At 74.8% G+C, this 11,938-nt stretch carries 9 protein-coding genes; 3 read left to right on the plus strand and 6 right to left on the minus strand.

What is annotated here, in order from left to right:
• Positions 1-163: 163 nt before the first annotated feature.
• Both ACOV8S_RS08060 and ACOV8S_RS08065 read right to left on the minus strand, forming a co-directional pair.
• Positions 164-1,147 (minus strand): ABC transporter substrate-binding protein, encoded by a 984-nt coding sequence (locus ACOV8S_RS08060; RefSeq protein WP_448316976.1) that lies wholly within the window; start codon positions 1,145-1,147, stop codon positions 164-166.
• A gap of 277 nt (positions 1,148-1,424) precedes the next feature.
• Positions 1,425-2,414 carry a DUF2510 domain-containing protein gene (locus ACOV8S_RS08065; RefSeq protein ID WP_448316977.1) on the minus strand — a complete coding sequence of 330 codons (990 nt, stop codon included), beginning with the start codon at positions 2,412-2,414 and terminating at the stop codon, positions 1,425-1,427.
• Positions 2,415-2,629: 215 nt separating this feature from the next.
• Between ACOV8S_RS08065 and ACOV8S_RS08070 the strand changes: the two genes are divergently transcribed.
• Complete coding sequence (locus ACOV8S_RS08070; protein ID WP_448316978.1) at positions 2,630-5,302, plus strand: ATP-binding protein; 2,673 nt, start codon at positions 2,630-2,632, stop codon at positions 5,300-5,302.
• A gap of 215 nt (positions 5,303-5,517) precedes the next feature.
• Here the strand turns inward: ACOV8S_RS08070 and pcaDC are convergent, their stop codons facing one another.
• The 4 genes from pcaDC to pcaH are packed head-to-tail and all read right to left on the minus strand — an operon-like array spanning position 5,518 to position 9,369.
• Positions 5,518-6,642, minus strand: a complete 1,125-nt coding sequence (gene pcaDC / locus ACOV8S_RS08075) for a bifunctional 3-oxoadipate enol-lactonase/4-carboxymuconolactone decarboxylase PcaDC (RefSeq protein ID WP_448316979.1) — start codon at positions 6,640-6,642, stop codon at positions 5,518-5,520.
• Positions 6,643-6,644: 2 nt separating this feature from the next.
• Positions 6,645-7,988, minus strand: coding sequence for a 3-carboxy-cis,cis-muconate cycloisomerase (gene pcaB, locus ACOV8S_RS08080; RefSeq protein ID WP_448316980.1), 1,344 nt, complete (start codon positions 7,986-7,988; stop codon positions 6,645-6,647).
• Entirely contained in the window at positions 7,985-8,590 is a 606-nt protein-coding gene (gene pcaG, locus ACOV8S_RS08085; protein ID WP_448316982.1) for a protocatechuate 3,4-dioxygenase subunit alpha, read from the minus strand. Before pcaG ends, pcaB begins: the two co-directional genes overlap by 4 nt.
• Positions 8,591-8,595: 5 nt before the next feature.
• Complete coding sequence (pcaH, locus tag ACOV8S_RS08090; protein WP_448316983.1) at positions 8,596-9,369, minus strand: protocatechuate 3,4-dioxygenase subunit beta; 774 nt, start codon at positions 9,367-9,369, stop codon at positions 8,596-8,598.
• Between the two features lie 316 nt (positions 9,370-9,685).
• Between pcaH and ACOV8S_RS08095 the strand changes: the two genes are divergently transcribed.
• On the plus strand, positions 9,686-10,147 hold the full coding sequence (locus ACOV8S_RS08095) for a MarR family winged helix-turn-helix transcriptional regulator (RefSeq protein ID WP_448316984.1): 462 nt from the start codon (positions 9,686-9,688) through the stop codon (positions 10,145-10,147).
• Positions 10,148-10,538: 391 nt separating this feature from the next.
• Positions 10,539-11,918, plus strand: a complete 1,380-nt coding sequence (locus ACOV8S_RS08100) for an SGNH/GDSL hydrolase family protein (protein WP_448316986.1) — start codon at positions 10,539-10,541, stop codon at positions 11,916-11,918.
• Positions 11,919-11,938: the final 20 nt, after the last annotated feature.

Consider the following 11,938-nt stretch of genomic DNA (forward strand, 5'->3'; position numbering starts at 1 on the left):
GCCCGAACCGGATCCGGCGCGCGAGCCCGCGGCCCGTCGCCCGCCGCGAGGGCGCGGACACCTCTCCCTGGTCCACAGCACCGCCTCCGACGACTGACCCGGGCCCCGCCGGGCGAGGCAGGCCGCGAGTCCGGCGGTCCGCCGAGAACGAGGTCGACGTGCTTCACGGCAGCAGCGCGTCCAGGTCCGGATTCCCGGCGTACAGTCCGTCCTTCTCGCCGAGGTCGCGGAGGGTCTCGAGGGAGGCCCGGTCCGCGTCGGCCGGCCACTTCGGCAGGGTCAGCTCGGACAGCAGCTCCGGCGGGATCTTCGTGTACGTGGTCAGGATGTCGCGCACCTCGTCCGGGTGGCCGTCGGCGTAGGCCAGCGCCTCCTTGGTGGCCGCCGTGAACTTCTCCACCAGCTTCGGGTTCCGCTGCGCGTACTGCTCGGAGGTGAAGTACATGGCGACGGTCAGCTTGTCCGACACGTCCACGTAGGAGGAGGAGACCTCCTTCGCGCCCTGGCTCTTCGCCGTGCTCAGTGCGGGCTCCACGGCCATGGCGCCGTCGATCTCCCCGGAGTCCAGGGCGGCCGGCATCCGGTCGAAGGCGATCTCGACGAACTTCACCTTGGAGGGGTCGCCGCCCGCCTCACGCACCGACTCGCGCACGGTGGTGTCGTTGATGTTCTTCAGGGTGTTGACCGCGACCTTCTTGCCCTCGAGCCCCTTGGCCGACGTGATGCCGCTGTCCGCCTTGACCACCAGGGCGCCGAAGTCCTCGCCCTTCCGGCCGGTGGTGGCGCTGCCGTTGACCACGGCCTTCACCGGGACGCCGTTGGACTGGGCGATCATCAGCGAGGCCATGTTGGAGAAGCCGAACTGGAACTGGTTGCCGACCACGCCGGGCACGATGGCCGCACCGCCCTGCGCGGGCGTCATCTCCAGCTCGAGCCCGTGCTTCTTGAAGATGCCCTTCTCCTGCCCCAGGTAGAGGGGTGCGACGTCCACGATCGGGATGACGCCGACCTTGACGGTGGTGACGCCGGACGGGGAGCCCTTGTCGGACGGGGAGCCCTTGTCTGACGAGGAGTCGTCGGACGAGCCGCAGGCCGTCGCGGTGAGCAGGAGGGCGCCGGTGGCTATCCCGGCGAGCAGACGACGCATGGCTACTCCAGGTACGGGGGAGCGAAGGGAGGAGGCGGGTGCGATGCAGGGGTTCTGCCGCGCGGTGGGCGTGCCTGCCGCGCGACGGTGGATCGCAGGCCGTCCCAGGTCGATGGATCGATTGACGCAATGGTCGGCAGTTCGGCGGCCGGCCGGCCCAACCAGTCGACACGGCTGCGGACGCGTGCCGGTTCGACACCGCCCGGCGGCCGGCGGACATGCCGGGAGGCCGGCTCCGCGCCGCCGTGGACGCGCGGAACCGGCCTTCGAAGTACTGTCAGACCTCCTCGCCGGACCCCGGCGCGGAACCCAGCTCGGACTTCTCGATGCCCTCGGTGATCTCCTCGATCACCGAGAGGTCCTGGCCCGCGTCGATGCCGAACCGGACCAGGACCATCCGCTCCGGGTCCGCCGGTGACGGGAAGGCCAGGGACTCGACGACGCCGTCCGCGCCTTCCTCGGTCACCGCCGACCAGCGGACCCGGTAGCCCTTCTGTCCGGCGACCGTCACCGGGCCGGCGTCGAGCTCCTTGTGCGAGGTGATCGACCCGTAGGTGTCACCGCCGTAGGAGTCCTCCATGTTGGCGGCGATGTCCGCGCGGGCCACCGCCTCGGCGGTGCCCTGCAGTCCCAGGCCGTCGGCGGGCAGCGAGTAGGCGCCGCCCGGCGTGCAGTCCTTGGACGGCGTGCCCGGGCAGGGATACGTCTTGTCGGCCCCCACCTGCGCGCCCGCCTCGTGCGCCGAACCCGTCCAGCCGTCCGGCAGCGGGAGGCTGATGCCGTTCGCCGGGTCCGGCACCGGCCCCTCGGTGATTTCCTCCGGGCTCCCGGGCGTCTCCTCCTCGCCCGGCGCGCCGTCCTGCGCGCGCGTCTCCCGGGGCTGCGGTCCGGCCCGGTCGTCACCACGGTCGAGCAGCAGGACGCCCCCGACCGCGCCGCCCGCCACCACCACGACCGCGGCCACGATCCCGGCCACCAGCGCCCCGCGCCGCTTCCGGGGCGGCGGCTGGACGCCGTACGCCGGGTAGGAGGGGTAGGAGGGGAACGCCGGTTGCCCCGGCGCCGAGAGGTCGCCCCCGACCAGGGTGGGGTGCGCGGCGATCGCCTGCGCGGAGGAGTCGGCCGCGGGCGGGCCCGGCGGGACGGGGGCGCCGGCCGGCAGCGTGTGCTGCGTCCACGCGCCGCCGTCCCACCACCGCACGCCGCTGGGACCGTCGGTCGTGTGCCCGGGATCCGGGTACCACCCGGGAGGAATAGCCTGCGTCATGCGTCAAAGGTATGGGGCAACGGTGAAGGAGTCGCGGGAGGGTCGCCGAAGAAGCACCCGCGCCCCCAACCGCGCTTCCGCACAACGGGGTTGAAGTCACCCGTTGTGCGCCGTGTCCCACGACACGTCCCGCGGAGCGGAGCGTGTGCCCCGGCCCGCGGCGGGCTAGGCTCACAAGGCGCACGTCGTCCGGGTGACCTGGGGAGGGAACGGAAGTGACCGAGGAACGGCCCGGTTCGGCCTTGCTCTGGGAACGTGACGAAGAGGTCGCCGCGATCGAGCGGGCCGTCGACGGCCTGTGCACCGGGCACGCCCCCACGGGCCGCTTCCTCGTCCTGCGCGGCGAGGCCGGCCTCGGCAAGACCGCCCTGCTGGGCGAGGCCCACCGCATCGCCGAACTCCGCGGCTGCACCGTCTGGTCGGCGCGCGCCGGAGAGACCCTCCGCTCGGTGCCGTACAACGTGGTGCGCCAGCTCCTGCAGCCCGCGCTGCTCGCCCTGCTGCCCGAGGAGGCCCGCGAGTACCTCGGCGACTGGTTCGACATCGCGGGGCCCGCCCTCGGCATCGCCGAGCCCGGCGGCCGCAACCCCGACCCCGGCTCCGTCTGCGACGGCCTGGTGCGGGTCGTGCGCCGCCTCGCGCGCCGCGAGTACCCCCTCGTCCTGCTCGTCGACGACGCGCACTGGGCCGACCTGGAGACCCTGCGGTGGCTCGCCGAGCTGTGCGTGCGCCTGGAGGACACCTCCGTCCTGGTCCTGGTCACCAGCCGCCCCGGCGAGATCAGCGGGGAACGCGCCGAGTACCTCCAGCGCGTCGTCGACGCCGCGGGCGCGGTCACCTCCCTGCGCACCCTCACCCCCGACGCCACCGCCGGCCTCACCCGCGACACCGTCGGACGGCACGCCGACGACCCGTTCTGCCGCGAGGTCTGGGCGGTCACCGGGGGAAACCCCTACGAGACCGTCGAACTGCTCGCCAAGGTCCGCGACGCGGAGATGGAGCCCGTCGAGTCCTCCGCCCATGAACTGCGCGCCCTCAACCGCGCCGCCCGCGGCGGCGGTCTCGTCTCCCGCCTCGACAAACTGGGCATCGAGGCCACCCGTTTCGCCTGGGCCGCCGCCATCCTGGGCGCCGGCATCACCGTCGACCTGGTGGCCGAACTCGCCACGCTGCGCCCGGCGGTTGCCGCACGGTGCGCCGGCATCCTGTGCGAGGCCCGCATCCTCACCGCCCCCGACCCGCTCGGCCGGCAGCCCGTCCGAGGAGAGCTGGAGTTCACCCACCCGCTCATCGAGTCCGCCGTCTACAACTCGATACCCGACAGCCTGCGCACCGCCATGCACGGCATCGCCGCCCGGGTCGTCACCGACTCCGGCCGCGGCGCCGCGGCCGCCTCCCGGCACCTGCTGCAGGTCCACCCCGACGACGACGAGGAGGTCGTCGAGCAGCTGCGCGAGGCGGCCCGCGCACACCTCGCCGTCGGCGCCCCGGCCGCTGCCCGGGCCTGCCTGGAACGCGCCCTCAAGGAGCCGCCGAGCCCGGAGGTCCACCCCCGGGTGCTCTACGAACTGGGCTGCGCCACCCTGCTCACCGCGCCCGCCGTCACCATCGGCCACCTGCGCGACGCGCTCGCCCTGCCGGGGCTGGACGTCGCCGACCGCGTCGACGCCGTGGTCCGGCTCTCCCAGGCGCTGCTCCACAACGACCAGGTCGGCGAGGCGATCCGCACCGTGCGGGCGGAGGCCGCGCGGCACGAACACGGACCGGCCAGACTGCGGCTGAAGGCCTGCCAGTTCCTGTGGGAGGGCATCCACGCGGCCGAGGCCGACTCGCCCGACCGCTCGCGGCACCTGGCCGAGCTCGCCGCCGCCTGCACCGGCCGGGACAACGACGAGCGCGCCCTGCTGATCGTGCACGGCTTCGACGTCATGATGCGCGGCGGCGACGCCGACGAGGTCGTCGCCATCTGCGACCGCGCCCTGGTCAACGGCCGGCTCGCCCCCGGCGTCGGCTGGACGGACAGCGGCTGGGGCTTCGAGCTCCCGCTGATGATCGCCGCCATCTACGCCTACACCGACCGCCTCGACCGCGCCGAGGCGCTCTTCGCCGAGGCGGTCCGCGAGTACGAGACGGCCGGCTGGAGCGGCGGCCACGTCTCGCTCTCCTACGGGTACCTGGGCCTCGCGCTGCGCCGCCGCGGCCGCCTGCGGGAGGCGGAGACCACCCTGCGCGAGTCGCTGCGGCTCGCCGACCGGGTGGGACGCCGGCTGCCGCTGCACTGGACGGCGTTCTGCAACCTGGTCGACACCCTGATCGCCCGCGGCCGCCCCGAGGAGGCCCTGGAGGTCGCCGAGCGCTACGAGTTCGGCGCGCCCTACCCCTCCACGATCCTGCTGCCCGACGCCCGCTCGGTCCGCGGCCGGCTGCTGCTAGCGGTGGGCCGCACCGAGGAGGGCATCGAGGAACTGGAGGCGGCGGGCCGGACGGCCGCCGAACGCGGGCACCGCAACCACCTGGTCGCCCCCTGGGCGGCGGACCTGGCCAGGGCGCTCGCAGACCGTGACCCCGCCCGCGCCGCCGAGCTGGCGGCGACGGTGCGGGCCGGCGCGGAGAGGTCGGGCACCTGGACGGCGATCGGCGAGGCGCTGCGTTGCGAGGCCGCCCTCGCGCCCAGGCACCGCGCCGTCGAACTGGCGGGGCGGGCGGCCAAGATGCTCGAGGACTCCCCGTGCCAGTACGAGCACGCCGCGGCGCGCGTGGAGTACGGGGAGCTGGCGGAGTCCGTCGCCGAACTCCGCCGGGGCCTGGACCTTGCGGAGGCCTGCGGCGCCGAGGGGGTCGCGGACCGGGCCCGCCGGGCCCTGCGCGGGCTGGGCGCCTCCGACTGACGCGCTGCGGCTCCTCGCCGCGGGCCCGGGGCGCGGGCACCCGGGTGGCGCTCCGCGGAGCCCGCCGCGGGCCGGGGACGCGGGCCCCGGGAGCGGACGCCGGCGTGTGGGCGCCGGGCGTACGGGGCGCGGGCACCCGGACCTGCGGAGTGCGGAGACCGGGTGGCGGACGCCGGGGCGCGGCGGCGGTGGGCCGCGCCGCGCCGACCGAGCCGTCAGATGTCGCCGTCCTCCGCCAGGACCCGCTGGGCCACCGCGAAGGCGGAGTTGGCGGCCGGGACGCCCAGGTACACGCCGGCCTGCAGCAGGACCGCGCCGATCTCGTCGGCGGAGAGCCCGTTGCGCCGGGCCGCCCGCACGTGCAGGGCCAGCTCGTCCAGGTGACCGTGCGCCACCAGGGCGGTCAGCGTCACCAGGGACCGCTCGCGGCGCGTCAGCGTGGGATCGGTCCATACCTCGCCCCAGGCGTAGCGGGAGATGAAGTCCTGGAAGCGCGCGGTGAACGGCGTCTGCCGCGCCTGCGCCCGGTCCACGTGGGCGTCGCCCAGCACCTCCCGGCGTACCGCCACGCCCCGCTCCGCGAACCCCGTGAAGTGGCCGCGCAGCGCGGCCAGCACGGCCTCGGGCCGTTGCGCCGGGGCCAGGTGCGAGGCGCCGGGAATCTCGGTCAGCGACGCCCCGGGGACCGCGTCCGCGATCTCCCGCAGGTGGGCCGGCGGGGTCGCCGGGTCCTCGCGGCCCGCGACCAGCAGCGTGGGCGTGCGGATCTCGGCGAGCCGCCCGCGCAGGTCGAAGGCGGCCAGCGCGTCGCAGCACGCCGCGTAGGAGTCCGGATCGGCCGCGCGGTGGTCCTCCACCAGCCGCTCCACCGTGAAGCCCGCAGTGAACCAGCGCGCGTCGGCCGAATCAGCCAGCTCCCGCATCGCCGCGGGACCGCCCGCCCGGACCGCGGCCGCACGCTCCTCCCAGCGCCGCGCCCCGTCGAAGTGCGCCGAGGAGCAGATCACGGCCAGCGAGGAGACGCGCTCCGGATGGTGCACCGCCAGGTGCAGCCCGACCGCGCCCCCCAACGACACGCCGGCATAGGCGAACCGGTCGAGCCCGAGCTCGTCGGCGAGCTCCAGCACCAGGCCGGCGATGTCGCCCACCGTCGCGCCGGGACCGATCAGCCCGGCCGGCGAGCCGCCGTGCCCGGGCAGGTCGAAGCGCACCACCCGGTGGCTGACGCCCAGTTCGGGCGCGAGCGCGTCCCACAGGGCCAGCGAGGTGCCCAGCGAGGGGCCGAGCAGCAGCGGGCCGGCCGAAGTGGGGCCCTCGGCGCGGTGGTTCAGCGTCTTCATCGTCAACGTCGCTCCAGTGCACGGTCGGTGAGGGCGGCGGCGCTGCCCGTGTAGTCGGCGGGGTCGGTGAGCGACTCCAGGTCGACGCCTTCGAGGTCCGGCTCCGCCCGCAGCACCTCGAGCAGCGGCAGCCCCTCCGCGTAGGCGCGGCGCGCGGCCGCGGTGAGCAGTTCCTTGGCCCGGGCGCGCCCCAGCACCGGCGCCAGCGCCACCGAGAGCCGCTCGGACACGATCAGGCCGTGGGTCGCCCCCAGGTGGGCGCGCATCGCCGCGGCGTCCACCCGCAGCCCCTCGGTGAGTTCGGCGGCCTGTTCGGCGGCCGAGCCCGCCGCCCGCAGCAGGTCCCGCAGCGGCTCCCACTCGGCGTGCCAGGCGCCCGCCGGGCGTTCGTCCTCGGCGGCCATCGAGCCGAACAGCGTGGCCGCCAGCTGGGGGGCGCGGCGGGCGGCGGCGGCGATCAGGGTGGAGCGGACCGGGTTGGCCTTGTGCGGCATGGCGGAGGACCCGCCGCCGCTCGCCTCGGCGAGCTCCGCGATCTCGGTGCGGGCCAGGGTCAGGACGTCGGCGGCCAACTTGCCCAGGGCTCCGGCGGTGAACGCCAGCGCCCCGGCGAGGTCGGCGACCGGGGTGCGCAGCGCGTGCCAGGGCAGCGGAGGCTCCGCGAGCCCCAGCTCCCGGGCGTAGGCGGCCACCAGCGGCAGCGGGTCGTCCGCCCCGTAGGCGCCGAACGCGGCCAAGGTGCCCGCCGCTCCGCCCAGTTGGACCGGCAGCGTGCCACGGACGGCGCGCAGCCGGTCCCGGGCGTCGAGCACCAGGGAGCGCCACCCGGCGGCCTTCAGCCCGAAGGTGGTGGGCACGGCGTGCTGGGTGAGGGTCCGCCCCGGCATCGGCGTGTCGCGGTGTGCGGCGGCCAGCCGGGCCAGCGCGCCCCCGGTGCGGTCCAGGTCGGCCAGGACCAGGTCCAGGGTGCGGGCCGCCACCAGCATGGTGGCGGTGTCCATGACGTCCTGGCTGGTGGCTCCCCGGTGGACGTACGGGCCGTGCGCCGCGCCGACGGCCGCCGTGAGGTCTGCCGCCAGCGGGATCACCGGGTTGCCGCCGCCCGCGGACCGCCGGGCCAGCGAGAGCAGGTCGAAGCGGTCCGGGACGGCGGCGTCGGTCACCGCGGCGGCGGCCTCGGCGGGCGCCAGGCCCAGCGAGGCCTGGGCGCGGGTCAGCGCGGCCTCGGCGTCCAGCAGCGCGGCCAGGAAGGCGGTGTCGCCGGTGGCCCCGGCCACCGGGGAGCCGGTGAGCCCCGGGGAGAGCAGACCGGCCTCGGACTGTGGAAGGTGGGACGGCGATGTCACTGGAACTCCAGGAAGACCGTTTCGTTCTCGCCCTGCAGACGGATGTCGAAACGGTACGTCGCGGGCGACTGCTCGGCGGCGATCAGCGTGCGGCGCCGGTCCTCGGCCACCTGCCGGAGCACCGGGTCGGCGGCCAGCGCGGCGTCGTCGCCCGGCAGGTAGATCCGGGTGAACAGGTGCATCAGCAGCCCGCGGGCGAACACGCAGACGGCGATGTACGGGGCGTTGCCGCCGCGTGCGCCGGGACGCAGGGTGCGGGCCACCCAGTGGCCGTCGGCATCCGTCTGCACGCGGCCGAAGCCGGTGAACTCCAGGCCGTTGCGGCCGGCGAAGCCGCCCGAGGCCGGATCACGGCGCATCGAGCCGGTGGCCGTGGGCACCGAGCCGTCCGGGCCGGGGCCCCAGATCTCCACGAGCGCGTCCGGCAGCGGGGAGCCCTCGCCGTCGTAGACGTGGCCGTGGACGGTGACCGTGTCCGGGTGGCCCACCGGGGCGACCTCGGGGCCGCCGGGGAAGGGCAGGGCGTAGCCGTAGAACGGGCCGACCGTGTGGGACGGGGTGGGCAGCACCGTCTCCGGGCGGCTGGGGTCGATCTTCGTCATGGCGGTCAGCGTCCTTCTTCCATCCAGGTGGCGCTCGGGCCGTCGAGCACGATGTCCCAGCGGTAGCCGAGGGAGAACTCCGGCACCGACAGGTCGTGGTCGTAGGTCGCGATCAGCCGCTGCCGTGCCGCGTCGTCGGTGACCGACTGCAGGATCGGGTCGTAGGGGAACAGCGGGTCGTTCGGGAAGTACATCTGGGTGACCAGCCGCTGGGTGAACGACCGGCCGAACACCGAGAAGTGGATGTGCGCGGGGCGCCAGGCGTTGGTGTGGTTGCGCCAGGGGTAGGGGCCCGGCTGGATCGTGGTGAACCGGTAGAAGCCGTCGCCGTCGGTGATGGTGCGGCCGGCGCCGGTGAAGTGGGGGTCCAGCGGGGCGTCGTGCTGCTCGCGCTGGTGGGCGTAGCGCCCGGCCGAGTTGGCCTGCCAGATCTCGACCAGCTGGCCGCGGACCGGGCGGCCGTCGCGGTCGAGCAGACGGCCCTCGACGGTGATGCGCTCACCGATCGGCTCGCCGCGGTGCTGACGGGTGAGGTCGTTGTCGATCTCCGTGATGTCCCGCTCGCCCCAGGCGGGGGAGGAGAGCTCCACCAGCTCGGGGTCCTTGGTGACGTCGATGTTCACCGGCGGCTGCTTGGGGTGACGCAGCACCGAGGAGCGGTACGGGGCGTAACCGCGGTCGGGGTGGTGCTCCACCGGAGCCCCGCCGGCGACGCGCTGCTCGTAGGCCTCGCGCTCGGCGGTGATCTCCGCGTCGATGTCGTGCTGGGTGAGGGCCATGGTGGCGGCGACCTCCTTCGGTCGGGCGGCCTTCGTGCGGTCGGCCTGCGTGAGGGCGGGGCGCGGGCCGAAGAGGCCGGCACTCCCCTTCGGACCGCGCCCGCCGCAGTCGTGACCCCGAGGAGGCCCATTGATCAGGGCACTGACTAATTTCCCGGGGCCGCTCCACGCTTTCATCGGCTCCGCCCGGACGTCAAGGGACAACCCTTCCACCTGCGCAATCAAAGCTGCGGCGGGGTGCCTCCGCATCAGGGCGGAAGGGCCGGTCGCCAGGTATCCTTCCGTGTACCGATCACCTCGCACCTCGGGAGAGCGCATGGCCGCGGTGGACCTCACCACCCATCCCGGGCACCTCGCCCGGCGGCTGCAGCAGGCCCACACCCTGCTGTGGAACGCGATGGTGTCCGAGGAGATCACCTCGCCCCAGTTCGCCGTCTTGAACGCCGTCACGGCCGAGCCCGGCCTCGACCAGCGCACGGTGGGGGAGCGGGTCTCGCTGGACCGCTCCACGGTCGCCGAGGTGGTCGGGCGGCTCATCCGGCGCGAGCTGCTGGACAAGGTCCGTGACCCCCAGGACGGGCGCCGCTACCTGCTGCGCCTGACCGAGGAGGGGGTGCGCGTCCACCGCCGGCTCACGGTGCGCGCGGCCCGGATGAACCAGGTGCTCCTCGCCCCGCTGAACTCCGAGGAACAGGGTCTGTTCGTCGACCTCATCCGCCGCGTCTCCAAGGCCGCCGAGGAACTTAGGCAGCCGGTCCAGGGGCCGCCGCGCCCCTAGCCGATGCCCGGTGCCCGGCGCCCAGTGCCCGGCGCCCAGTGCCCGGTGCGCGAATCGCCGGCCGTCGCCCGACATGTTTCGAGCGCCGGGTCTCCCTTCGCCGGGACCCGGCGCTTCGTCGTTCGAGCCCTCCTGGGCCAGTCGCCCGGCTCCGCGGCGGGCCGTTACGCCCGGCGAGGCCGATCACGTCCGTCGATCCCGGCGCGTTCCGGACATGTCTGCGTCGCACCAACGGTCAATTCCGTCCCAGGTGTTGACGCTCGCGACCGCGCTCCGTAGCTTCCCTCGCGGAAACTTTCGCGTAATTCTCGAAAGTTTCGAACCAGGCGTTCCCGCGTCGCACCGGCACCGGGCGCGGGGCGCGCAGTCGCGCATCCTGAGGGAGCCCCCCATGTCGTCCTCGACCCCCTTCCGCGACAGACGCAGCCGGGCCGCCTCCCGGCTGCGGCTGCACGAGCGCGCCGGGTCCCTGCTGCGCACCGCCGCGGTGGCCTCCGTCGCCGTCGTGGTGACCGTCACCGCCACCGCCACCGGCGCGCCGGGCGAGAATCAGGCCGGCGGCCGCACCCCCGGCATCGGCCCCGGTGGTGCCCACTGGGTGGACACCTGGGCGTCCATGCCGCAGCTCACCGAGCCGCACAACATGCCGCCCGCGCCCTTCACCGACGGCGAGTCGGTCCTGGACGACAGCACCCTGCGCCAGACCATCCGCACGACCGTGGCCGGGGACAAGCTCCGCCTGCGCTTCTCCAACGCCTTCGGCGGGGCCGAACTCCCCCTGACCCGCGTCTTCGTCGCCCTTCCGGCCGGCGGCGCGGCGGGCGTCCCGGGGATCGAGCCCGGGACGTCCCGGCAGGTCACCTTCGGCGGACGGACCTCGACCGTGGTGCCGATGGGCGCCCAGACGGTCTCCGACCCCGTGCGGATGAAGGTGCCGGCCGGGACCAACCTGACCGTCACGGTCTACCTGGCCGACGGGCAGGCCTCCTCGTCGGTGACCTCCCACCCGGGCTCCCGCACCTCCTCGCACCTCGTCAAGGGCGACCACACGACCGACGCCGACCTGCCCGGCGCCACCCGCACCGACCACTGGTACTTCCTGAGCGGCGCGGAGACCTGGACCGACGAGCCGCGCGCCGCCGGGCTCGTGGTGATCGGCGACTCGCTCAGCGACGGCCGCGGCTCCACCACCAACGGCAACGACCGCTGGCCCGACCAGCTCCACCAGCGCCTGCTGCGCTCGCCCGCCACCGACGACGTGGCCGTCCTCAACGAGGCGGCCGGCGGCAACCGCGTCCTGCACGACGGACTCGGCCCCAACGTGCTCGCCCGTCTGGACCGCGACCTCCTGGCGCGCACCGGGGTGAAGTGGGCGCTGGTCTTCGAGGGCGTCAACGACCTCAGCACCGCGGAGGCCACCGAGGCCGCCCAGCGCGCCACCGCGGACGACCTGATCGCCGCGTACCGCCAGATCGTCGAGCGCGCCCACGCCAAGGGGATCGCCGTGTACGGCGCCACCCTCACGCCCATCGGCGGCAACGAGGCGTACGACGACCCGGACGGCCACCGCGAGCGGGCCAGGCAGCGCGTCAACGAGTGGATCCGCCACAGCGGGGTGTTCGACGCGGTGGTCGACCTCGACCGCGCTGTCCGCGACCCGCAGGCGCCCACCAAGCTGCTCCCCGCCTACGACACCGGCGACCACCTGCACCTCAACCCGGCCGGCTACAAGGCGATGGCGGACGCGGTGCCGACCCGCCTGCTGCGCTGACCCGACCCGTCCCGGTGAAC

This window comes from Streptomyces sp. CO7, from assembly GCF_053474865.1.

Bases quoted from the DNA above. Each gene is read 5' to 3' on its own strand.
- ACOV8S_RS08060 (WP_448316976.1), bottom strand. From the start codon at position 1,147: ATGCGTCGTCTGCTCGCCGGGATAGCCACCGGCGCCCTCCTGCTCACC.
- ACOV8S_RS08065 (WP_448316977.1), bottom strand. From the start codon at position 2,414: ATGACGCAGGCTATTCCTCCCGGGTGGTACCCGGATCCCGGGCACACG.
- pcaDC (WP_448316979.1), bottom strand. From the start codon at position 6,642: ATGAAGACGCTGAACCACCGCGCCGAGGGCCCCACTTCGGCCGGCCCG.
- pcaG (WP_448316982.1), bottom strand. From the start codon at position 8,590: ATGACGAAGATCGACCCCAGCCGCCCGGAGACGGTGCTGCCCACCCCG.
- pcaH (WP_448316983.1), bottom strand. From the start codon at position 9,369: ATGGCCCTCACCCAGCACGACATCGACGCGGAGATCACCGCCGAGCGC.
- ACOV8S_RS08095 (WP_448316984.1), top strand. From the start codon at position 9,686: ATGGCCGCGGTGGACCTCACCACCCATCCCGGGCACCTCGCCCGGCGG.
- ACOV8S_RS08100 (WP_448316986.1), top strand. From the start codon at position 10,539: ATGTCGTCCTCGACCCCCTTCCGCGACAGACGCAGCCGGGCCGCCTCC.